The sequence below is a fragment of the Shewanella sp. GXUN23E genome (genome assembly GCF_050865035.1).
In the GTDB taxonomy this organism is placed as follows: domain Bacteria; phylum Pseudomonadota; class Gammaproteobacteria; order Enterobacterales; family Shewanellaceae; genus Shewanella.
Map to the genome: position 1 here is coordinate 70,726 of NZ_JBOZWP010000012.1, position 21,931 is coordinate 92,656.

Genomic DNA, 21,931 nt, shown 5'->3' on the forward strand with positions numbered 1-21,931 from the left:
AAAAAAGGCAGCCATCAGGCTGCCAAATCCAAAACGGATCATGGAGAAAGAGCAAGCAGGGGGCCCGGGAGGCTTACCCGGGCGACTTCCTTAATCAGTTGGCTTCACCCGGGCCCATATAGGCTGACAGGCCTTTGAAACCACCTTTCAGGATCTTCACATTGTCAAAACCGGCGTGGCGCAGGGCGGTACCGATAGCGGTTGCACGGGCACCGGACTTACAGAACACCACGATAGGTTTGTCAGTGGGAAGTTTAGCCAGGTTCTCGGCCTCAAATACCTGATTAGCAGGGATATTCAGGCTATTTGGCAGAGTCAGGCCAAATACTGACATTTCCGCAGGGGTGCGGATATCCAGAGCCACCATTTGCTTGCCTGCTTTTACGGCATCAACAAAAGCTGCGGGGCTCATCAGACCCAGATTTTTACCTGCAGCAGCGCCTTCAATGCCCGCAAATTGTGCCTGATAGCTTTTGGCCAATTCGGCATCATAGGCGAGGGCATGGCCAGCGGCCAGTGTGCTGCCCAGAATAAGAGTCAGAGTCAGGTGTTTCAGTTTCATGGTCACTCCCTTGGAATTCATTTCATCGCCAACAGGTTAAAACCGGCCTGGAAGCAACTCAATGGCGCGGGATCACAGTTTCCTTTGTCCTGACAATTAAAAAAAACTGAATGAAATTATGATGATGAAATGCTGTTTTTGAGAATTCTTGTTTTATAAAAACAGTTTGAAATGCCAAATAGAGATATTTTCTGCGCCCGTGGGCAAATCGATTTCAGTTTTTTAGAGGTATCATCGGTCAGAAATTTACTGTGCCATCATCGTCAGATATCGCCCGGGATGCTGGGGTGCCGAGCAATTCAGGGGGCGAGTGTGGGTTACTCCAGCGTGATCAGCGCCTGTCGTATCTCACTGCGGGTGCGGTCCAGCGCACTGACAATCGCCATTGCGGCCTGCTCATCCTGACCCATGATGCCCCAATTCTGTTGCCACACCTGTTTCAGCGCAGCGGCGGATCGCTGCGCGGGTTTTGGCATCAACAAGGCCAAATCCTCAATGAGGCCTACCTTGACCCAGCCACGACGGGGATTGCCAGTGTCGCTGTCAGCATCATAGTGAGCGGCATACACTATCAATTCCAGCTCGGCGACCTCTTTGAGGATTTCAAAAGCGGCATCCCGCACCGTGGCATTTTGTTCTGTGACCTCCATGCGCCAGACATTGTAGGAAAATCCTATCAAGGCAAAAATCATGCTGAACACGGCAGTCAGACGAAAGACCTGACCTGGCTGGGATGAATACATAGGTGGCTCTCCGGTTAGCCGGTGACTTTATTTAACCTGCCAGAAAACCCGCAAGAAAGCAGCCGTTTGAGCTCAGCTCACAGTTTCGGATGTAAGCCGTCACTCTGTAATCGGGTTGAACTGGGCGTGTGATATAGGATATGACAGGCCAGAAAGTGTCTGACAAGGTGATTTTTGCAGGATGCCAGTCTGGCGCGGGCAATACTGCCCAGCGTTTACAAGCGATAAAAAACCACCCGTCCGGGTGGTTTTGCTATTTTGAAAGGGATTAAAACTGCATTTCCGGCACATGCTCGGGCACCACCAGGGCGCCGGCCGTTTTGCTGATAATTTCCTCGACGCTGACGCCGGGGGCGCGCTCCAGCAGATGGAAGGCGCCATCTTTGATTTCCACAAAGGCCAGATCGGTCAGTACCCGCTTGATGCAGCCAAAACCGGTCAGCGGCAGTTCGCACTTGTTCAGCAGCTTGGAGTTACCATATTTATCGGCGTGCATCATGGTGACGATAATATTGTCGGCGCCGGCCACCAGATCCATGGCGCCGCCCATGCCTTTGACCAGCTTGCCCGGGATCATCCAGGAGGCGATGGAGCCTTCCACATCCACTTCAAAGGCGCCCAGCACGGTCAAATCCACATGGCCGCCACGGATCATGGCAAAGCTCTCGGCGGAGGAGAAGAATGATGCGCCTTTTACCGCGGTGACGGTTTGTTTACCGGCGTTGATGAGGTCCGGATCGATCGTCTCTTCGGTGGGGAATTCCCCCATGCCGAGCAGGCCGTTTTCCGACTGCAGCATCACTTCGATGCCATCGGGAATATAGTTGGCCACCAGGGTCGGGATGCCAATGCCCAGATTGACGTAATAACCGTCTTTCAGTTCACGGGCAACACGCTGGGCCAGTTGTTCTCTTGTCAGTGCCATATTGCGTCTCCTTACCCGATTTAGTTCTTGGCTTTAACAGTGCGCTGCTCGATGCGCTTCTCGAAGGTGCCTTTAATCACCCGATCAACATAAATCCCCGGCGTGTGGATATGGTCAGGGTCCAGCTCACCTGGCTGCACGATTTCCTCAGCCTCGACCACAGTGATTTTACCCGCGGTGGCCATCATGGGATTGAAGTTGGCGGCGGTTTTACGGAATACCAGATTACCCATGGTGTCGGCCTTCCAGGCGCGGATCAGGGCGAAATCGGCGGTCAGTGAAGGCTCCAGCACATAGTGACGGCCGTTGATCTCGCGGGTTTCTTTGCCCTCAGCCACAGGGGTGCCGTAGCCGGTGGCGGTGAAAAATGCCGGAATACCGGCACCACCGGCGCGGATTTTTTCCGCCAGCGTGCCCTGAGGGGTGAGGATGACATTCAGCTCACCGCTGAGCATCTGCTGCTCGAAGGTGGCATTTTCGCCCACATAGGAGGCGATCATGGTGCTGATCTGGCGGTGTTTCAGCAGCAGCCCCAGTCCAAAGTCATCGACTCCGGCGTTGTTGGAAATGGCGGTCAGCCCTTTGACTTGCATCGCCACCATGCGGGCGATTAAGCCCTCGGGGATGCCGCACAGACCAAAGCCGCCGACCATGATGGTCATGTCGTCGGTAAGACCGGCCAGCGCCGCCTCATAACTGTCAACGACCTTATTCAGTCCTGCCATACTGTTACTCCTTGCGTTGGGCAGCCAAGGCTGCCCTGTTGTTATCCTTGTTGGCCGACCGCCTGAATGCACCAGTGGCTGCCGGCTGTATTGACTGTGTTATTCAGGCTTGCCCAGTGCCAGCGCCACTTTTGAGCCACTGGGGCGGCCCAGAACGCGGCTGATCTCATGCCCGGCGTGCGCCAGTTTCAGCAGATCTATGCCTGTCTCTATGCCCATGCCATGAAGCATGTACACCAGATCTTCACTCGCCAGATTACCCGAAGCGCCTTTGGCATAGGGGCAGCCACCCAGACCCGCAACTGAGGTGTCTATGGTGCTGACGCCGGTATCCAGACAGGCCAGAATGTTGGCCAGCGCCTGGCCGCGGGTATCGTGAAAATGCAGGGCCAGCTGCTCAACCGGCACTTTTTCTGCCACGGCTTTGAGCATATTACGGGCCTTATCCGGTGTGCCAATGCCTATGGTGTCCCCCAGGGAGATCTCATAGACGCCGAGTTTGTAAAGGATCTCAGACACCCGTACCACTTCGCTGACAGCTATCTCACCTTCATAGGGACAACCCAGGGTGCAGGAGACATAACCGCGCACCGGCAAATTTAGCTGTTTTGCTTTGTCTATCAGCGGGATAAACCGCTCAATTGACTCCTCAATGGAGCAGTTGATGTTGCGCTGACTGAAGGCCTCAGAGGCGGAGGCAAACACCGCCACTTCATCGGCTCTGGCGTCAATGGCTCCTGCCAGTCCCTGCATATTTGGAGTCAGGGCGCTGTAGCGCACACCTGTGTGACGGGTGATGCCGGCAAACACCGCCTGACTGTCGGCCATCTGCGGCACCCACTTGGGTGACACGAAACTGCCGGTTTCGATGCGCTTTACCCCAGCCTCTGCCAGTGCATTAATCAACGCAATTTTGGCCTCTAGCGGCACAGCGCGTTCGTTCTGCAGGCCGTCTCTGGCACCGACTTCAAACAGGCTGATCTGCTTAGCGCGCATCTGTCACCTCCGCTTGCCTGGCTTTTCCTGTGTTACTCGGGTCAGCTCCTGTGCCCGAGTCTGCGTCTGCGCTTGTGTCTGCGTCAAAGGCCAGCAGCAAAATGCCATCACTGACCAGTTCACCGGCCTTGAAGAAAAACTCGCTGACTTTGCCATCCGCCGGGGCGGTAATGGTGTACTCCATCTTCATGGCTTCCATCACCATCAGCCCCTGGCCCTTGGTGACCTTGGCCCCAACTTCCACCAGATGGGTCACCACTGTGCCGTTCATCGGTGCATTGAGGGGATTGGCGTGAGTATCGCCACTGTCCTCATTGTGAGTCTTCACGGCGCGAAAATGCACAGGTGCAATCCCGGCATCCGGCAGTGGCATAAACAGGGTAAAGTCATCGCCCATGCGTGCCACTGTGATGGTCATGCGATGGCCGTTGAGGGTCAGCGTCATGCCATCCGCTGTCAGCTCACCGCGCAGGCGGATAGGCTGCTCGCCAGCCATCAGCAGATATTCGCCATTGGCCGAGCGGGTCAGGATCAGTTCATGCACCTGATGTTCATCATCCTGCAGCATCACATCAAAACGGCTGGGGGCGCCCAGGCGCATGCCGCTGAACTGTTGCCAGGGCGAATCCGGCTCGGCCAGTTTTCCTGCCTGAGCAGCGGCGTGCTGCTGAGCGTTATCCCACAGCAGGCGGTACAGGGCGGCCAAAGGCAGGGCGGCGGTGTTATCCACGGTTTGCTCTGTCAGCAGCAGGGTTTGATTGCGCTCTATAAAATCGGTACACAGCTGCGCGGCAGCAAACTGCGGGTGACGGCAGATGCGCGCCAGAAACGCGATATTGTGCTTAAGCCCTGTCAGTTTGAACTCATCCAGTGCACTGGCCATGCGGCTCAGCGCCGCGCTTCTGTCGACATCCCAGGTGATCAGCTTGGCGATCATGGGGTCGTAGAAGTTACTGATCTCATCGCCCTGACGCACGCCTGAGTCAATGCGCACATGAGCATCTTGTACCGGCTCACGTAAAAACTGCACTGTGCCGCAGGCCGGCAGAAAGTGATTGGCGGGATCTTCGGCATAGATGCGCGACTCAAAGGCATGGCCCTGAATGCGGATCTCATGCTGCATCAGTGGCAGCACCTCGCCTGCGGCAACCAGCAGTTGCCAGCGCACCAGATCCTGGGCGGTGACCATCTCTGTGACCGGATGCTCCACCTGCAGGCGGGTGTTCATTTCCATAAAGAAGAAGCTTTGCTGATCCCCGCTTTTTGCCCCAGTATTGGCCCCGCTTTTTGCTCCGGTATTGGCCTCGGTATCCAGCAGAAACTCCACTGTGCCGGCACCGACATAATCGATGGCGCGGGCCGCCGCCACTGCGGCTTCACCCATCTGCTTGCGCAGCGCATCCGATAACCCGGGTGCCGGGGCTTCTTCAATCACTTTTTGATGACGGCGCTGCACCGAGCAGTCGCGATCAGACAGGTACACACAGTTGCCATGGGTATCGGCAAATACCTGCACTTCCACGTGGCGGGGCTTGCGCAGATAACGCTCAATCAGCAGTTTGTCGTTGCCAAAGGCCGAGCGGGCTTCGCGGCGGGCTGAATCGATGGCTTCCTGGATCTCTTTGGCAGACTCCACTACCCGCATGCCTTTTCCGCCGCCACCGAAGGCGGCTTTGATCAGTTGCGGATAGCCAATGCGCGTCGACTCCGCCAGCAACACAGCATCGCTCTGATCATCACCGTGATAGCCGGGTACCAGTGGCACACCGGCTTTTTCCATAATGGCTTTGGCGGCACTTTTGCTGCCCATGGCATCAATGGCATCACTGCCCGGGCCGACAAAACGGATGCCTGCCTGCTCGCAGGCGCGGGCAAATCCGGCGTTTTCCGATAAAAAGCCGTAGCCCGGATGAATGGCATCGGCGCCGCAATTTTTGGCGATTTGCAGGATCAGATCGCCTCTGAGATAGGATTCGCCTGGCGCGCTTGGCCCCAGATACACGGCTTCATCGGCCATCTCGACATGACGGGCCTGAGCGTCGGCATCTGAGTAGAGGGCGACGGTTTTGATGCCCATGGCTCTGGCGGTACGGATCACACGGCAGGCAATTTCACCGCGGTTGGCAATAACGAGTTTAGTCAGCATGCTTGCCTTCTCCTGATGGCTGAACACTGGCCTGACACCAGGCGGGTTGGCGCTTGTCGAAAAAGGCGTTGAGTCCTTCCTGACCTTCTTCAGACACCCGGATGCGGGCGATTTGCTCACTGGTGTAATCAATGATCCCTGCATCGATGACACCACTTTGCTGGTGGGCGATAAGGGTTTTACACCAGGTCATGGCCTGCGGGCTGTTGCCAAGCAGCTGGGCTGTCATGGCGGCTTCCGCGGCTGGGAGGTTATCGGCAAGCTGGTGTACCACGCCCAGCGACAGCGCGGTGTGGGCATCGAATTTTTCAGCGCTTAACATATAGCGGCGCGCCTGCCGCTCGCCCATGGCCCGCAGCACATAGGGGCTGATCGCCGCCGGAATAAGCCCGAGTTTGACTTCGCTCAGACAAAAACTGGCATTGGGGCTGGCAATGGCGATGTCACAGGCGCAGACAAGTCCCAGTGCGCCGCCAAAGGCTGCGCCGTTCACCAGTGCCAGTGTCGGCCGGGGGAAAGTATCGAGCTGCTGCATCAAACCGGCGAGTTGCCGCGCATCGTCAAGGTTTTGTGGCAGATCCATGCCGGCCTGTTTGCGCATCCAGTGCAGATCGGCTCCGGCGCTGAAATGCTTACCTTCGGCTTTGAGCACCAGTAAGTGACAATCGCTTTGTGCCAGCGCCGTCAGCGCCGAGCGCATTTCGGCAATCATCACCTCATCAAAGGCGTTGTGTTTGTCGGTGCGATTGAGAACAAGGCTGGCAACGCCATGCTCTACCCGGGTGCTGATGTATTGATAATCCATGTCTGCCCCCTTACATCCGAAACACGCCAAAGCGGGTCTCTTCGATGGGCGCATTGAGCGCGGCGGCCAGTGCCAGTCCTACCACTTCCCGGGTCTGGGCCGGGTCAATGATGCCGTCATCCCACAGGCGGGCACTGGCATGGTAGGGATGACCCTCTTTGTCATATTGCTCGACGATGGGCTTTTTGAACGCCGTTTCCTCTTCGCGGCTCCACTCTACCCCCTGACGGGCCAGCCCATCACGCTTGACCGTGGCCAGCACGCCGGCGGCCTGCTCACCACCCATCACAGAGATGCGGGCATTGGGCCACATCCACATCATGGTGGGATTAAAGGCGCGGCCACACATGCCATAGTTGCCGGCGCCATAGGAGCCGCCAATCAGCACAGTGAATTTGGGCACGCTGGCGCAGGATACTGCGGTGACCATCTTGGCGCCGTGTTTGGCAATGCCTTCATGTTCGTACTTCTTGCCCACCATAAAGCCGGTGATGTTCTGCAGAAACAGCAGCGGAATTTTGCGCTGGCAGCACAGCTCGATAAAGTGCGCGCCCTTCTGGGCGGATTCAGAAAACAAAATGCCATTGTTGGCGACTATGCCCACCGGATAGCCATAGATGCGGGCAAAGCCGCACACCAGAGTGGCACCATAGTTGGCCTTGAACTCGTCAAAATCTGAGTCATCCACTAGGCGGGCAATCACCTCTTTGACATCGAAAGGCTTTTTCAGATCTGTGCCGACTATGCCGTACAGCTCATGGATGTCGTACCTGGGAGCCTTGGCAGGTTTCAGCTCAATCGCCAGCGGCTTTTGATGATTCAGGCGGGTGATCGCCTGGCGCGCCAGCTCCAGTGCATGCTCATCATTGAGCGCCAGATGATCTGCCACCCCTGAGATGCGGGTATGCACATCACCGCCGCCCAGCTCTTCGGCGCTGACCTCTTCTCCGGTCGCGGCTTTCACCAGCGGCGGCCCGGCCAGAAAAATGGTGCCCTGTTCTTTGACGATAATCGACTCATCGGCCATGGCCGGTACATAGGCGCCACCTGCGGTGCACAATCCCATCACCACGGCAATCTGGGGAATGCCTTTGGCCGACATGCGCGCCTGATTGAAGAAGATGCGGCCGAAGTGGTCCCTGTCGGGGAACACTTCATCCTGGCGGGGCAGGTTGGCACCGCCTGAGTCCACCAGATAGATGCAGGGCAGGTGACAGCGCTCGGCAATCTCCTGAGCGCGCAGGTGTTTTTTCACGGTCAGCGGATAGTAGGTGCCACCTTTGACCGTGGCATCATTGGCGATGATCATGCACTCGACGCCGCTGACCCGGCCAATACCGGCAATGACCCCGGCGGCAGGCACGGCTTCGTCATACACCTCAAAGGCGGCGAACTGGCCCACCTCCAGAAAGGGGGAACCGGCATCCAGCAGGCGCTCGACCCGCTCTCTGGGCAGCAGCTTGCCGCGGGCCGTGTGTCGCTCGCAGGCCGTCTTGCCGCCGCCCTGCATAATGGTGTGAACCTTTTGCTGCAAGTCATCCACCAACGCCTGCATATCGGCGGCTTTGGCCTGAAACTCAGCACTTTTGGGATTGATTCGGGAGTTGAATTGCACCACAACACTTCCTTATTTTGGGTTGCGTCGGCAAAGTCAGGCCAGCCTGAAAAGGGCTGGCCTGGGCGTTAACGGGACTCGTTGAACAGCTCGCGGCCAATCAACATGCGACGGATCTCCGAGGTGCCGGCGCCTATTTCATACAGCTTGGCATCCCTGAGCAGACGACCTGTGGCGTATTCGTTGATGTAGCCGTTACCGCCGAGCAGCTGAATGGCATCCAGCGCCATTTTGGTGGCCAGCTCAGCGGAGTACAGAATCGCCCCGGCAGCATCCTTGCGGGTGGTTTCACCGCGATCGCAGGCTTTGGCGACATTGTAGATGTAGGATTTGGCGGCATTCATGCCGGTGTACATGTCGGCCAGTTTGCCCTGCACCAGCTGAAACTCACCAATGCATTTACCAAACTGCTGCCGCTCGTGGATGTAGGGCACCACTATGTCCATGCAGGCGGTCATGATCCCCAGTGGGCCACCAGACAGCACTACGCGCTCATAATCCAGGCCGCTCATCAGTACTTTCACGCCATTATTCAGGCCGCCCAGAATGTTTTCCTCCGGCACTTCGCAATCCTGAAACACCAGCTCACAGGTGTTGGAGCCGCGCATCCCCAGCTTGTCCAGCTTCTGTGCCTGACTGAAGCCCTTGAAACCTCGCTCAACGATGAAGGCGGTGATACCGTGCGGGCCTTTATCGGCATCGGTTTTGGCGTAAATCACATAGGTGTGCGCATCCGGGCCGTTGGTGATCCACATCTTGTTGCCATTGAGGACGTAGCGATCGCCCTGTTTGCGGGCGGTTAACTTCATCGACACCACATCCGAACCGGCATTGGGCTCGCTCATGGCCAGCGCGCCGATGTGCTCGCCGCTAATCAGCTTGGGCAGGTATCTGGCTTTTTGGGCCTCGGTGCCATTGCGGTTGATCTGGTTGACGCACAGATTGGAGTGGGCGCCGTAGGACAGACCGATAGAGGCCGAAGCGCGGGATAACTCTTCCATGGCCACCACATGAGCCAGATAACCCATACCGGCGCCACCATACTCTTCAGCCACTGTGATCCCCAGCAGCCCCATGTCGCCCAGTACCGGCCAGAGCTCATTGGGAAAGGCGTTTTGCTCATCGACTTTGGCCGCGATGGGGGCAATTTCGTTGCTGGCAAACTGACTGACTGCGTCCCGCAGCATGTCAATCTCTTCACCCAAACCGAAGTTCAGGCTGGTGTAGAGCAGGCTCATGGTTACTTATCCTTGTGTCTTGTTGGGCGACTTATTGGGTCCTGTGGAGGCTTTTGCCTCCGGTTGCGTCAGTCTGCTTCGGTCAGCTTCTTTTGGCTTTCCTGTCAGCAGGTGCGCAACTTATTGTTGTTATTCAGATTCTCTGTGAGCTGATGCTCTTGTGTACTTTTGGCGTTGCGATATTCCGGTTAACCTTTGACTCTGCTGTCTTCCAGCGCACCCAGGCACTGCTGCTCGGCTGAGTTGAGTTCCATCAATACCACTTTGATGTCGTCCATCTGCTGCTGCAGCGCTGTCTTCTTTTCTTCAATCAGCTCAAGCATAGTATTGAGCTGAGTGGTGCTGCTTTTATCTGCATCGTAGAGCTCAAACAAACGACGGGTTTCCGCCAGTGAGAATCCAAGGCGTTTGCCGCGCAGGATCAGCTTCAGGCGCACTCTGTCTTTCAGACTGTAGATGCGGGTCTGACCACGGCGTTTGGGTTTGAGCAGCCCCTGATCTTCATAAAACCGAATGCTTCGGGTGGTAATATCAAATTCTTTTGATAAATCACTGATTGAATATGTGGTTTGTAGGGCTTGGTTGGTGTTCATCGACAGACTCTGTGTATTGTTTTTAAGCACCTTATATGAAGTTTACGTAAAGGTAAAGATTGTCGCCTGCTTAATGTTAATAATTTGCTGTCACTATGGGCGTTGGCGGGCTTGTCTGAGCTTTGTCTCAACCCAAAGTCTAATTCTCAAAATTACGCGGACATGAGATCTAGTCAGGGATATGCCGGAATTTCGTTCAGCGGGATCCCGGTTTCACTTACCCGGCGAAGGATGAAAAGCGGAGGTTGTATGGGGAGCATGGGCGAGCAGTTACGGACTCAGGCGCTGACGGACAGGGATGGTTATTGGAGCAGAGCGGCCAGCGCTATCGATTGGCACACCCTGTGGGACAAGGTGCTGGATGACAGTCGGGCACCTTTTTATCAGTGGTACGCCGGTGGTGAGCTCAATACCTGTTATAACGCGGTGGATCGCCATGTGGCCGCCGGTTTGGGTGACCAAACCGCTATCCAGTATGTCAGCCCGGTCACCGGTGTTGAGCAGGCGATCAGTTACCGCGAGTTACTTGAGCAGGTCAGTCGGGTTGCCGGATTTCTGCATTCCATTGGAGTACAGAAGGGCGACAGGGTGGTTATCTATATGCCGATGGTGCCCCAAACTGCAGTTGCCATGCTGGCCTGTGCCCGTATAGGGGCGATTCATTCAGTGGTGTTTGGTGGCTTTGCCGCCAATGAGCTGGCAACCCGCATCAATGATGCCAAACCCAAAGTGGTGATCAGCGCCTCCTGTGGCATCGAGCCTTCCGGTGTGGTGCAGTACAAGCCATTGCTGGATGAGGCTTTGCGCCAGTCTGCCCATCAGGTAAGCGATTGCCTTATTCTCAATCGGCCCCAGTGCCAGGCGCAGATGCAGCCGGGGCGGGATCATGACTGGGACGAAGTGGTGCCTGGCTCGCCGCAGCTAGGTTGTGTGCCGGTAAAAGCCACTGATCCTCTGTATATTCTTTACACCTCAGGCACCACAGGTCAGCCCAAAGGCGTGGTGCGCGACAACGGCGGGCATGCGGTGGCGCTGGCCTGGTCGATGAAGCATATCTACAACATTCAAGCCGGTGATGTGTTCTGGGCGGCATCCGATGTCGGCTGGGTGGTGGGTCACTCTTATATTGTCTACGGACCGCTGCTGGTGGGGGCTACCAGTTTGCTGTTTGAAGGCAAGCCGGTGGGTACGCCCGATGCAGGGACATTCTGGCGGACAATCAATCAATATGGGGTGAAGAGTTTCTTTACTGCCCCCACCGCCATTCGCGCCATCAAGCGGGAAGACCCCGATGGTGAGTTTATCCGGGAAATCAATCTGGATTGCCTGGATACCCTGTATCTGGCCGGAGAGCGCTGCGATCCCGATACCCTCAACTGGGCATCGGAAAAACTGGGTAAGCCGGTGATCGATCACTGGTGGCAGACAGAAACCGGCTGGCCGGTGGCCGCCAACCTGATGGGGACAGATCCGGTGGCGATTAAACCCGGCTCACCGGCGCAGGCTGTACCTGGCTATCAGGTGGAGGTGCTGGATGAATCGGGGCAGCCTGTGGCGCCCAATACTTCAGGCAATGTGGTCATTAAGCTGCCGCTGCCGCCGGGAACCCTGATGACCCTCTGGGGCAATGACAAACGCTACGAGGACAGCTATCTGTCCATGTATCCGGGCTACTACCTGACCGGGGATGCCGGTTATCTGGATGAGGACGGTTATCTGTACATCATGAGCCGTATCGATGACATCATTAATGTGGCCGGACACCGACTGTCCACCGGCCGCTTTGAGGAAGTGTTGTGCCAGCATGACGCCGTGGCGGAAGCGGCGGTGATCGGGGTTGAGGATAAATTGAAAGGTCAGTTGCCGCTGGGGCTGGTGGTGCTGCGTAATGGAGTGGATATTTCAGAGGCGCAGTTGCAGCAGGAGCTGGTGGCGCTGGTGCGCAATGAAATCGGCCCGGTAGCGGCATTTAAGCTGGTGACGGCTATCCCCAAACTGCCCAAGACCCGCTCAGGGAAAATCCTGCGGGGTACCATGCGCCAGATTGCGGCGCATCAGCCGCTGAAAATCCCGGCTACCATCGAAGATCCGTTGACGCTGGAGTTAGTTAAAGAGGCGCTGGCCAAGTTGGGATACGCCTGATTTTTCTTCAGGTAACCCCTGCGACGGTTTGCCGACAATCTGACCAATAAAGAATCAGGAGGCATCATGAGATGCCTCCTGTTGTTTTGATGTAACAGATTGTGTGCTGGAATTTGCGCCAAGGTTACCGTTATAATCGCGCCCGTGATTTTTCCCCAGTCTTTGGAAACCCATTTAATGCAACATGAAACATCCGTTGCGGCGATTGGTGTCATTGGTCTGGGCGTGATGGGCAAAAATCTGGCACTTAATATTGCCGACAATGGATATGCTGTCTCCGCCTTTGACCTGGACGTCGCCAAAATCCGCGCCGCCGAGCAACAAGCACAACAAGAATTCGGCACCCCGGCTCGTCTTTCGGGATTTACTGATTTACCCTCGCTGCTCGCCAGCCTGGCCAGGCCCAGATTACTGGTGTTGTCAGTTCCTGCCGGCGCCTCTGTGGATGCTGTGTGTCAGTCATTGCTCAATGCCGGTATTGAGACGGACGATATCGTAGTAGACACAGGCAACAGCCTGTGGACCGATACCATCAAGCGTGAGCAGCAATACAGCGGCAAGTTTCATTTCTTCAGTTCAGCGATTTCCGGTGGCGAAATGGGTGCCCGATTCGGTCCCTGCCTGATGCCCAGCGGCAGTGTAGCAGCCTGGACGCATCTGGCCCCCATCTGGCAGGCGATTGCCGCCAAGGTCGACCCGCAAAGCGGGCAGCCGGTTGAGCGCACGGCGCCCGGTCAGGCACCTGTGGCCGGCGAGCCCTGCGCGGCTTACATAGGCCCCGCCGGTGCCGGTCATTATGTGAAGATGGTACACAACGGCATTGAATATGCCGATATGCAACTTATCTGCGAAGCCTATCATCTGCTGTCTGCCGGCCTTGGCATGGCGGCGGCTGAGATAGGTCAGGTATTTGCCCGCTGGAACAATGGGCCGCTGAACTCCTATCTGATGGAGATCAGTGCTGACATTCTGTCCCAGCAGGATCCGCTGACCGGCTCGCCGCTGGTGGAAGTGATTCTGGATAAGGCCGGGCAGAAAGGAACGGGGCTGTGGACCGCGGTATCCAGTTTGCAGCTGGGTTGTCCCGCGCCAACCATCGCCGAAGCTGTGTATGCCCGGGCTGTCAGCAATCAAAAGCCGCTGCGACAGCAGTTATCGCGCGAGCTGACGGCGTCTTCGGATTATCAGGTCGCTGACCGCGACGGCTTTATCGATGCGCTGGAGTCGGCGCTGCTGTGCGCTAAAGTGGCCTGTTATGCGCAGGGTTTTCAACTGATGGCGATGAATGCCAGTGAGCAGGGCTGGCAGCTGCAGTTTGCCGATATTGCCCGCATCTGGCGCGCCGGTTGTATTATCCGCGCCGGGTTCCTGCAGCAGATTGCAGATGCCTTTGACGCCGAGCCTGAGCTGGCCCACCTGTTGGGGGCATCATCGTTTGCCGACATGCTGGCCACTCATCAGCAGCGCTGGCGGCAGGTGGTTGCCCATGGCGTCATGCTGGGGATCCCCATGCCCTGTATCAGCAGTGCGCTGAGTTATTACGACAGTTACCGCACGGCCGTATTGCCTGCCAACTTATTGCAGGGGCAGCGGGATTATTTCGGCGCTCACACCTTCGAGCGTACCGATAAACCGGCAGCTGAAAAGTATCATCTGAACTGGAGCCACTCGCCCCGGGATCTGGTTAAAGTCAACTGATGGCGGGGATTTATAACAATTTCATTTAATCGTTGATCTGTTTCAGCGGGCGTTCAATGCACTTGAGACAGCTCAACACAGAATCAAGAGCATTGCCGCACTGCGTGAGCGTGTCGGGCATCCTGCTTCTGTGTTGCATTGCTCTCAAAGGGAGCCACCCTGAGTCAATCAATGCGCCTTGAATCAGCATCCCTGACACGCTCTGAATTGATCAAACTATTAATGAAGTTGGTATGTAAAAGGCTTCGCGCTGTGATGGCGCGAAGCCTTTTTGTTGGGGTCGGTATTGGCCGTGTTGAACCGGGCTTATTGCGGCAGTATCAAACCAGCACTGAACAGGAAGCTGAACACCATGGTCAGCTTGGCGGTGCGTCCCAGTAACGGGTTAAGAGCCTGACCGCTGGTGTGCTGAAAGGCGCTGCTCAGACTGCGGGCCATCAGCAAGGCCGGACCGGCCAGCAGCACCGGCCAACCGGGCAGAACTCCCACCAGAAAGCCACCTATGATCAGGCCAAAGGGCAGGTATACCAGCGCCTGATACAGATCTTTGGCACGACCTTCACCAATGCGCACTGCCAGGGTACGTTTGTTGGCTTTGGTATCGGTTTGAATGTCCCGGGTATTGTTCACCAGCATGATGGCGGCGTTGAAAAAACCGATGGCGCTGCCCAGCAGCCAGGCATCGGTGCTGGTGGTACCGGCCTGCAGAAAATAGGCACCGACCACGGCCACCAGACCAAAAAACACGAATGCGGCCACTTCCCCAAGACCGTGGGAGGCCAGTGGATAAGGACCGCCGCTGTAGCCCAGCGCGCCCAGTACGGCAAACAGCGCCAGCAGGGCGATGATCCAGCCGCCATGGGCAATCAGAAACATGCCAACGGCGACCGCTGCGATCAGCGACAGGATCATGGCGTTGCGCACCGCCTTGGGTGACAGCAGACCACTTTGAGTGACCCGCACCGGGCCGAGACGCTCTTCGGTGTCGATACCGTTTTTAAAATCGAAATAGTCATTGGCCAGATTTACCGCGATCTGCAACAGTACCGCGCAGGCGGTAGACAGCAGGGCGATGGTCAGGCTGAAAGAGTCCAGTCGCAGTGCCAGCATATTTCCGACCAGCAAAGGGCCGATGGCTGCAGGCAAAGTGCGGGGGCGAATGGCGAGAATCCAGGGATTGTTCATGTTCATTTCTGTTGCAAGTGTTCAGGGACCTGTTCCGCCGGGCGTGTTGACAGCCTGTCGGAAGGGCGCACATGTTACCGTTTTTCTGTATTAATTTATACCTCTTATGGACAGGAACTGATCTCCTGGCTGTTCATTCCTTTTAACAAGCGCTATAGCTTTGTCCTGCCCGGACCTGATGATTTCGTCCGGGCAACGGGTCAACACTGCCCGATTTCCCGCGGCAGTTGAGACAGTCCTGGTGAGCGGTATAGAGCCGGATTTGGCTGGCAGCCGCCGTCGGTGGCACAGGACCGCTGGATGACGGACCAATGAGCCGTGGGCAGACGCTTTGCGCCTGAGCTCACTGTGGCTGAAATATGCCCGGGATGAAATCAAATGGTTATTGGCCTTTTCTCCACGCGACAGCAGGTTATACTGACGCTCCGACTTACAGCTTCAATTTATTCCATTAAGTGGTAATCATGAGTCAGGTTTTAAATGATTTAGTGTCTTTGTTGTCACTGGAGCCCATCGAACTGGGACTGTTTCGTGGCCAGAGTCAGGATATTGGTTTGGGCCATGTATTTGGTGGTCAGGTGATGGGGCAGGCGCTGAGCGCTGCCCGTCAGACGGTGGAGCCCGGTCGGATGGTGCACTCTTTTCACGCCTATTTTCTGCGGGCGGGCGATGAGAAGCAGCCGATTGTGTATGATGTTGAAATTATGCGCGATGGCGGCAGTTTCAGTGCCCGCCGGGTGAAGGCGATTCAGAAAGGTCAGCCGATATTTTATATGACCTGTTCGTTCCAGACGCCTGAGGCCGGTTTCAGCCATCATGCTCCCATGCCGCAGGTTCCCGGGCCAGAGGGGCTGATGAATCAACAGCAGGCCGCCATGACCATGCAGGATAAGGTACCGCCAAAAATCCTCGAGGCCTTTGTGGCGGATGCGCCGATTGAGATGCGTTTGGTTGAGCCGCTGGATCCTATCGCCCCTGCGACCTGTGAGCCTGTGCGTCATGTATGGATGCGGGTCAATGGCAACTTGCCTGCGGATACCTGTGTACACGAATATCTGCTGGCTTATGCCTCGGATTTCAATTTCCTGGTGACAGCCGCCCAGCCCCACGGCGTGTCTTTCCTGACGCCGGGGATGCGGTTTGCCACGATAGATCACGCTATGTGGTTCCACCGTCCGGTTAACTTCAATGAATGGTTGTTGTACAGCATCGACAGCCCCAATGCGGTTGGCGGACGTGGCTTTGTGCGTGGTCAGTTCTTCAATCAGGCCGGCGACCTGGTGGCATCCACCACGCAGGAAGGCCTCATGCGTTACAAGGGAGGAAAATAATATGCTCAACAGTCTGGTGCGCGTGCTGGCATTGTGCACATTGATCCTGGGGATCTCTGCCTGTGTGACAGTCGAACCACCCAAGCCGGTGATTGTTAACGGTGCTGCCGGTTACCTTGAACGGGTGGCCTTGCCTCCGGGGGCTGTCATCAATATTGCCATTATTGATCTGGATACTCCCGGCTCTATTCTGGCGCAAAAAACCTTTGAAATCGCGCGTGTGCCGGTGCCGTTCAAGTTTATTCTGCCACCGGAAACTGTGGCGCCCAGGGTCAATTACGGGGTTGTGGCAATGATCACCTACAAGGGACAGGTGCTGTTCCAGACCTTCAACCGTTATCCGGTTATTAATAACGGCAAATTTACCACAGAAGTGCTGATGAAGCCGGTCGGCCAGTAAATCAGGGCCCCGAAAGGGGCCTTTTTTTATGCGTCCGGTTAAGGTTGTTATGAACGTTACTCAGCAGGAGAATCGCATTGGATGAAGTCAGCGCCAGACGCCAGATCACTCACTGGCTTTCGCAGGACATAGCGCGAATGGTGATGTTGCAAACCGTGGCCCGGGTTGCCGCGCAAACGGGCGATGAGCTGTGGCTGGCGGCTGGATTTGTGCGCAATCTGGTATGGGACAGACTTTATCGTGAGACCGCATTGCCGCTGAATGATTTGGATGTCATTTATTTCGGCCAGCACAATCTGCTGTCTCAATATGACAGGCAACTGGAACTGCAACTTGGTGCGATTGCCGGGGAGTTGCCCTGGTCAGTCAAGAATCAGGCTCGTATGCATGTGCGCAATGGCGACCGGCCTTACCACAGCGTGCTGGATGCCATGTCCTTCTGGCCAGAGCGGCAAACCGCGGTGGCCGTGAGGCTTAATGCCAACAACGAGCTTGAGCTTATCAGTGCATTTGGCTTCGCCTGCCTGTTTGATGGCGGTATCAGCCACAATATTAAACGCGAACGCCAGCTGTTTTTGCAGCGGATTGCCGGCAAAGGCTGGCTCGATACTTACCCCGGGTTATCCGTTGAATGCATGTAACAAATCAGTGAAATATGTGATCCAGATCGACTTAATACTGGTGAAATATTCTGCAACCTCATTTACTTGATAGAGATCAATTTATTTGGCAACACAGTTTGGCAGTGTATTCACAACTTGTTAAGGATGTGAACAAAACAGCGTTTTGCGTTGTTGTTATGGAGAGTGAAAATGAAAAAGTCTGTGCTGTCTGCGTTGATTGCTGCCACCCTGATTTCTGCTCCTGCATTGGCTCACCAGGCCGGTGATATTATTGTGCGTGCCGGTGCGGTGATGGTAGCGCCCAATGAGTCGAGTCAGGATGTAGATTTAACGGGATTGGGTTTGCCAAATTTGGGTGAATTCTCCGTTGATAACAACACGCAACTGGGTTTGAACTTTGGTTATATGATTACCGACAATATCGGTATTGAACTGCTGGCCGCGACCCCATTCAAGCACACAGTTTCATTGGCAGGGATTGATATCGCTGAAACCAAGCACCTGCCACCGACTCTGGTTGCCCAGTACTATTTCGGTGATGCCCAGTCCAAACTGCGTCCTTATATCGGTTTGGGGGTGAACTTCACCAACTTCTTTGATAACGAATTTAAATCGGATGCCAATGCGAAAGTTGAGCAGGCTCTTGGCACTAATCTGAAGCTGGATAATCTGAGCCTGTCCAATTCCTGGGGCGTTGCTGCTCAGGTAGGTCTGGACTATCAGGTTAACAAAAACTGGCTGGTGAATGGTTCAATCTGGTACGCCGATATCAGCACTGATGTGAAATTTGATACCGTTGCCGGTCCACTGGAATACAAAGCTGACATCGATCCCTGGGTCTACATGATCAGCGTCGGTTACGTTTTCTAAAGACAGTCTTCGTTCCCTGTCTTCTGCTGGAGCACTCTCCCCAGGTGCTCCGATTTATGCCGGCGTAAGCCGGCTTTTTTCTGTCTGTTACCCGGCGTTATTCCGCTTGTTGCTTTTTCTGTTTTTTCTTCCAGCGGCGGGTGTTGTAAATAAACTCCGGCAGCAAACGGGTCATCCAGGCCACAATAATCCAGCGCTTGGGAACGTAGGCGCGGCGTTTGCCTTTTGCCAACGCTGACAGGATCTGTTTGGCCACTACAGGCAAAGGTGCCAGCCACATCTTAGCGCCCTGCATCGCGGCTTTATCCAGCATACCCAATTGAATATCGGTAATGGTAATCGGCAGTTTCAGGCGCTGGGCGTGCATCGACAGGCCTTCGAGGTAATTCTGGGCAAAGGCTTTGGAGGCGTGATAGGACATGCTGGGTCCCCCACGCAGACCGGCGACGGAATTGATGGCGCCCAGTTGGCCGTAGCCCTGTGACCGCAGCAGATTAAAGGCGGTGTTGCACATGGCGGCAAAGCCGGTGACATTGACCTTGATAATATCTTCCTGCGGTGCCCAGGGCAGCTCAGGGTCATAATGATTAACCCCGGTATTGACCAGCACCAGATGTGCGCCGCCCAGCTCCTGCCATACCTGTTCAAGTTGCGCGATGGCGGTGTCGGGAGCATAAATATCCAGCGCATGAACACTGATATCACCGGGCAGGCTCGCGGCAAAGTCGGCGATGGTGTCGGGGGAGGGCACCAATAATGCCAGCTTCACCTGTTGTTCACTGAGTTGTTTGGCAATTTCACGGCTCAATTGTGAGCTGGCGCCAATAATTATTGCAGTCGCTTGAGTCATATGGGTTTCGGGCAAACCTAGGGGCGCTTATCATAGGAACAACCACAGGTGACTTCAAGATTTATATCTGGAAGTGTAGACATCCAGAAGTCTTAATGTATGATTTAGGAGAGTTTATGAACAAATGGATTAAATTCATCGCCGCCCCGCTGGTATTGGTGTCCGGATTGATGAGTGGCTGTGCTACCCAGAATGCCACAGTGGATATCCACGGTGAGGTCTGGTACCGCGAACGTATTGCGCTGCCACCGGATGCGGTGTTGACTGTGCAGCTTAAAGACGTTTCCCGCGCTGATGCGCCGGCAGAAGTGATTGCCGAGATGGTGCGTGACGATGTCAGTACGCCGTCCACTTTCTCCTTTGTGATGGCCAGAGATCAGTTTGAGCCTGGTCATACCTATGCCATCGGTGCCCGCATTATGTTGGGGGATCAGCTGCTGTTCATCAACACTCAGGCTTATAACGTCGACTTGAATGCCAGCGAGCCGATATCAGTACTGTTGAACAAGGTAGGCCATTAATCCAGAGCCGGATACTGCGCCTGCCATTACTAAGGAAGAGGCGCAGTATGCCGGTCAGGATCCCAGACAATCTCCCCGCTGCCGGGGTGCTTATTTCCGAAAATATCTTCGTTATGTCGGAAACCCGCGCAGCCAATCAGGATATTCGCCCGATGAAGGTGCTTATCCTGAATCTGATGCCCAACAAAATTGAAACTGAAACCCAGCTGCTGAGATTATTGGGTAACACGCCGCTGCAGGTGGACGTGGACCTGCTGCGTATTCATGACAAAGTCTCCAAACATACTCCGACAGATCATATGAATACCTTTTACCGGGATTTTGATGAGGTGCGCAGCAATAACTATGACGGCCTAATCATTACCGGTGCGCCGCTGGGCCAGGTGCCTTACGAAGAAGTGACCTTCTGGAGCAAGATTCAGGAGATTATCGACTGGTCGCAAACCCATGTCACCTCAACCCTGTATCTGTGCTGGGCGGCTCATGCCGGTCTGTACCATCTGTATGGTCTGGAGCGTGAATTGCTGGCACGCAAACGCTCCGGGGTATTTCCCCACCGGCGTGCCAGTCAGCCTTATCCGTTGCTGCGTGGTTTCGATGATGAGTTTTTTGCGCCGCATTCGCGCTATGCAGAAATTCCGCTGGCCAAATTGGAGGCCCATCCCGAGCTCAATGTACTGGCGCACTCCGATGAAGCCGGTGCCTACCTGATTTTGTCAAAAGATAACCGCAAGCTGTTTGTGACCGGCCATCCGGAATATCAGAAACATACATTGCGGGATGAGTACTTCCGGGATCTGGGAGAAGGGCTGGAGCCGGATATTCCGCAAAATTACTTTGCCAATGACAATCCACAGCACGAGGCCGTGGCCCGCTGGTTCGGGCATGGCAGTTTGCTGGTGAGCAACTGGCTTAACTATTATGTTTATCAGCTGACGCCTTATGATCTGCATGATATGAATGCCATGACGCCCTGGGAGTCATAAGCGCCGTGCTCATTCGGTATCTTCCCGGTTGTCGGAATAACCGGGCGGATACCACATCGCATTTCACGATATTTGGCGACAGGCCTTTCGATATTCGGTGATATGAATCCATGACTGCATCCGTGCGGATCTGCACGTATCGCAACAGACCTTACCTCACCGCTAAGCGCCGTTGGCAAGTATTCCGGTAAATTCCAGCCCCAGTTGTGGCGCAGCTTAGCCGGCGACGGCCTGCAGCGCGTTAATCCATTGGTCGGGATTGGCCAGAACGAACTCATAATGTTCGCCGCTATTGAGGGTAATGCGAATGGCATCCCGGGTTAACGGCAATATCCCCGCGCCTTTACCAAGACATTGTTGAACCTCAGAGATGGCCTGCCGACTGAACCGGCAGCGTCCCAGACTGAGCGCTTTGCTCAGGGGCTCGAACAGAACCTCGGTATTGGTCAGATACAGTGTGCCATCGGAGCGGGCGGCACCTATTTGCAGTGTTGCAAAGGCCGATTTCAGTGTTGGTCCGTGCGCTGAGTGAGCTGGATTCGCAGTGTGGGCTGTGGAGATTGTTTGCTGTGGTGCGGATTTGACTGGCATATGACGGCTTTCTCCCTGATGGTGCAGCCGGCAAGCCCCAGCTTGCCGTTGGCCGACCTTGTTTAATTTTTACCTTGCCGGATCTCGACCGGGCTGTCATCCCTTATATAACTGCCAACTTCCCCGGCAGTTATTCGTCAACGTTCAATACCAACCATTCAAGAATCTGCGTTAGCCAAGCTGAAAGCCTGTGCTGAAATGAGCGGGCTTCGCCGTAACGCCTGATGATGAATGCTGAGAGCCCTTGGCTCAAAGCTAATGCTAAAGCGCTGATGCCGGGAGGGCGGGGCTATTGCGATGGCTTAAGGCTGTTTCGAGCGCTTAGGGCTAAGTCCATCTCCATCGCTTAGGGCTATTTCCTTCGCTTAGTGCTAAGTCCATCTCCA

Annotated in this window: 20 protein-coding genes and 1 pseudogene; 8 read left to right on the forward strand and 13 right to left on the reverse strand. The window is 55.4% G+C overall.

The genetic code is table 11. The annotated features are described in order from the left end of the window. Positions 1–94 precede the first annotated feature (94 nt). The 10 genes from ACRRUX_RS12005 to ACRRUX_RS12050 form a co-directional block, all read right to left on the reverse strand. A complete protein-coding gene (locus ACRRUX_RS12005; RefSeq protein ID WP_432530576.1) occupies positions 95–562 on the reverse strand; it encodes a rhodanese-like domain-containing protein in 468 nt (155 codons plus the stop codon). 317 nt (positions 563–879) lie between these two features. Further along, on the reverse strand, positions 880–1,305 hold the full coding sequence (locus tag ACRRUX_RS12010; RefSeq protein WP_432530577.1) for a hypothetical protein: 426 nt from the start codon (positions 1,303–1,305) through the stop codon (positions 880–882). A gap of 268 nt (positions 1,306–1,573) precedes the next feature. Beyond that, a complete protein-coding gene (locus tag ACRRUX_RS12015) occupies positions 1,574–2,230 on the reverse strand; it encodes a 3-oxoacid CoA-transferase subunit B (protein WP_432530579.1) in 657 nt (218 codons plus the stop codon). Between the two features lie 20 nt (positions 2,231–2,250). Further along, on the reverse strand, positions 2,251–2,955 hold the full coding sequence (locus ACRRUX_RS12020; RefSeq protein WP_432530581.1) for a CoA transferase subunit A: 705 nt from the start codon (positions 2,953–2,955) through the stop codon (positions 2,251–2,253). A 99-nt stretch (positions 2,956–3,054) separates the two neighbouring features. Next, on the reverse strand, positions 3,055–3,951 hold the full coding sequence (locus ACRRUX_RS12025) for a hydroxymethylglutaryl-CoA lyase (RefSeq protein ID WP_432530583.1): 897 nt from the start codon (positions 3,949–3,951) through the stop codon (positions 3,055–3,057). Further along, positions 3,941–6,097, reverse strand: coding sequence for a biotin carboxylase N-terminal domain-containing protein (locus ACRRUX_RS12030; RefSeq protein WP_432530585.1), 2,157 nt, complete (start codon positions 6,095–6,097; stop codon positions 3,941–3,943). Before ACRRUX_RS12030 ends, ACRRUX_RS12025 begins: the two co-directional genes overlap by 11 nt. After that, on the reverse strand, positions 6,087–6,902 hold the full coding sequence (locus tag ACRRUX_RS12035; RefSeq protein ID WP_432530587.1) for an enoyl-CoA hydratase-related protein: 816 nt from the start codon (positions 6,900–6,902) through the stop codon (positions 6,087–6,089). Before ACRRUX_RS12035 ends, ACRRUX_RS12030 begins: the two co-directional genes overlap by 11 nt. 10 nt (positions 6,903–6,912) lie before the next feature. Then, on the reverse strand, positions 6,913–8,520 hold the full coding sequence (locus tag ACRRUX_RS12040; RefSeq protein ID WP_432530589.1) for a carboxyl transferase domain-containing protein: 1,608 nt from the start codon (positions 8,518–8,520) through the stop codon (positions 6,913–6,915). A 65-nt stretch (positions 8,521–8,585) separates the two neighbouring features. After that, the gene (locus ACRRUX_RS12045) at positions 8,586–9,755 is read right to left on the reverse strand and encodes an isovaleryl-CoA dehydrogenase (RefSeq protein WP_432530591.1); all 1,170 of its coding nucleotides are present in this window, start codon (positions 9,753–9,755) and stop codon (positions 8,586–8,588) included. Positions 9,756–9,943: 188 nt separating this feature from the next. Next, entirely contained in the window at positions 9,944–10,348 is a 405-nt protein-coding gene (locus ACRRUX_RS12050) for a MerR family transcriptional regulator (RefSeq protein WP_432530593.1), read from the reverse strand. A 249-nt stretch (positions 10,349–10,597) separates the two neighbouring features. On the opposite strand from ACRRUX_RS12050, the gene ACRRUX_RS12055 reads away from it, so the two are divergent. After that, positions 10,598–12,490: a propionyl-CoA synthetase gene (locus ACRRUX_RS12055; RefSeq protein ID WP_432530595.1), complete on the forward strand. Its 1,893-nt coding sequence runs from the start codon at positions 10,598–10,600 to the stop codon at positions 12,488–12,490. A gap of 177 nt (positions 12,491–12,667) precedes the next feature. Beyond that, positions 12,668–14,188: an NADP-dependent phosphogluconate dehydrogenase gene (gene gndA / locus ACRRUX_RS12060; RefSeq protein WP_432530597.1), complete on the forward strand. Its 1,521-nt coding sequence runs from the start codon at positions 12,668–12,670 to the stop codon at positions 14,186–14,188. A gap of 306 nt (positions 14,189–14,494) precedes the next feature. Here the strand turns inward: gndA and ACRRUX_RS12065 are convergent. Further along, a pseudogene (locus ACRRUX_RS12065) lies at positions 14,495–15,373 on the reverse strand (1,4-dihydroxy-2-naphthoate polyprenyltransferase); the annotation flags it as partial. 464 nt (positions 15,374–15,837) lie between these two features. Between ACRRUX_RS12065 and tesB the strand changes: the two are divergent. From tesB to ompW, 4 genes are all read left to right on the forward strand, one after another. Further along, the gene (gene tesB / locus ACRRUX_RS12070; RefSeq protein WP_432530599.1) at positions 15,838–16,704 is read left to right on the forward strand and encodes an acyl-CoA thioesterase II; all 867 of its coding nucleotides are present in this window, start codon (positions 15,838–15,840) and stop codon (positions 16,702–16,704) included. Between the two features lies 1 nt (position 16,705). Then, positions 16,706–17,104, forward strand: coding sequence for a YbaY family lipoprotein (locus tag ACRRUX_RS12075; RefSeq protein WP_432530601.1), 399 nt, complete (start codon positions 16,706–16,708; stop codon positions 17,102–17,104). 77 nt (positions 17,105–17,181) lie between these two features. After that, a complete protein-coding gene (locus tag ACRRUX_RS12080; RefSeq protein WP_432530603.1) occupies positions 17,182–17,745 on the forward strand; it encodes a nucleotidyltransferase family protein in 564 nt (187 codons plus the stop codon). A gap of 171 nt (positions 17,746–17,916) precedes the next feature. Next, positions 17,917–18,597, forward strand: a complete 681-nt coding sequence (gene ompW, locus ACRRUX_RS12085; protein ID WP_432530605.1) for an outer membrane protein OmpW — start codon at positions 17,917–17,919, stop codon at positions 18,595–18,597. Positions 18,598–18,694: 97 nt separating this feature from the next. On the opposite strand, the gene ACRRUX_RS12090 is transcribed toward ompW, so the two are convergent. Next, entirely contained in the window at positions 18,695–19,447 is a 753-nt protein-coding gene (locus tag ACRRUX_RS12090) for an SDR family NAD(P)-dependent oxidoreductase (protein ID WP_432530607.1), read from the reverse strand. 116 nt (positions 19,448–19,563) lie between these two features. Between ACRRUX_RS12090 and ACRRUX_RS12095 the strand changes: the two genes are divergently transcribed. Together ACRRUX_RS12095 and metA are read left to right on the forward strand one after the other, a co-directional pair. After that, positions 19,564–19,968 carry a YbaY family lipoprotein gene (locus tag ACRRUX_RS12095; protein ID WP_432530610.1) on the forward strand — a complete coding sequence of 135 codons (405 nt, stop codon included), beginning with the start codon at positions 19,564–19,566 and terminating at the stop codon, positions 19,966–19,968. Positions 19,969–20,015: 47 nt separating this feature from the next. Next, positions 20,016–20,954, forward strand: coding sequence for a homoserine O-succinyltransferase MetA (metA, locus tag ACRRUX_RS12100; protein WP_432530612.1), 939 nt, complete (start codon positions 20,016–20,018; stop codon positions 20,952–20,954). A gap of 216 nt (positions 20,955–21,170) precedes the next feature. Here metA and ACRRUX_RS12105 read toward each other — a convergent pair whose 3' ends face one another. Then, on the reverse strand, positions 21,171–21,545 hold the full coding sequence (locus ACRRUX_RS12105) for a hypothetical protein (protein WP_432530614.1): 375 nt from the start codon (positions 21,543–21,545) through the stop codon (positions 21,171–21,173). Between the last annotated feature and the right edge of the window lie 386 nt (positions 21,546–21,931).

Bases quoted from the DNA above. Each gene is read 5' to 3' on its own strand.
- ACRRUX_RS12005 (WP_432530576.1), bottom strand. From the start codon at position 562: ATGAAACTGAAACACCTGACTCTGACTCTTATTCTGGGCAGCACACTG.
- ACRRUX_RS12010 (WP_432530577.1), bottom strand. From the start codon at position 1,305: ATGTATTCATCCCAGCCAGGTCAGGTCTTTCGTCTGACTGCCGTGTTC.
- ACRRUX_RS12015 (WP_432530579.1), bottom strand. From the start codon at position 2,230: ATGGCACTGACAAGAGAACAACTGGCCCAGCGTGTTGCCCGTGAACTG.
- ACRRUX_RS12020 (WP_432530581.1), bottom strand. From the start codon at position 2,955: ATGGCAGGACTGAATAAGGTCGTTGACAGTTATGAGGCGGCGCTGGCC.
- ACRRUX_RS12025 (WP_432530583.1), bottom strand. From the start codon at position 3,951: ATGCGCGCTAAGCAGATCAGCCTGTTTGAAGTCGGTGCCAGAGACGGC.
- ACRRUX_RS12030 (WP_432530585.1), bottom strand. From the start codon at position 6,097: ATGCTGACTAAACTCGTTATTGCCAACCGCGGTGAAATTGCCTGCCGT.
- ACRRUX_RS12035 (WP_432530587.1), bottom strand. From the start codon at position 6,902: ATGGATTATCAATACATCAGCACCCGGGTAGAGCATGGCGTTGCCAGC.
- ACRRUX_RS12045 (WP_432530591.1), bottom strand. From the start codon at position 9,755: ATGAGCCTGCTCTACACCAGCCTGAACTTCGGTTTGGGTGAAGAGATT.
- ACRRUX_RS12050 (WP_432530593.1), bottom strand. From the start codon at position 10,348: ATGAACACCAACCAAGCCCTACAAACCACATATTCAATCAGTGATTTA.
- ACRRUX_RS12055 (WP_432530595.1), top strand. From the start codon at position 10,598: ATGGGGAGCATGGGCGAGCAGTTACGGACTCAGGCGCTGACGGACAGG.
- gndA (WP_432530597.1), top strand. From the start codon at position 12,668: ATGCAACATGAAACATCCGTTGCGGCGATTGGTGTCATTGGTCTGGGC.
- tesB (WP_432530599.1), top strand. From the start codon at position 15,838: ATGAGTCAGGTTTTAAATGATTTAGTGTCTTTGTTGTCACTGGAGCCC.
- ACRRUX_RS12075 (WP_432530601.1), top strand. From the start codon at position 16,706: ATGCTCAACAGTCTGGTGCGCGTGCTGGCATTGTGCACATTGATCCTG.
- ompW (WP_432530605.1), top strand. From the start codon at position 17,917: ATGAAAAAGTCTGTGCTGTCTGCGTTGATTGCTGCCACCCTGATTTCT.
- ACRRUX_RS12090 (WP_432530607.1), bottom strand. From the start codon at position 19,447: ATGACTCAAGCGACTGCAATAATTATTGGCGCCAGCTCACAATTGAGC.
- ACRRUX_RS12095 (WP_432530610.1), top strand. From the start codon at position 19,564: ATGAACAAATGGATTAAATTCATCGCCGCCCCGCTGGTATTGGTGTCC.
- metA (WP_432530612.1), top strand. From the start codon at position 20,016: ATGCCGGTCAGGATCCCAGACAATCTCCCCGCTGCCGGGGTGCTTATT.
- ACRRUX_RS12105 (WP_432530614.1), bottom strand. From the start codon at position 21,545: ATGCCAGTCAAATCCGCACCACAGCAAACAATCTCCACAGCCCACACT.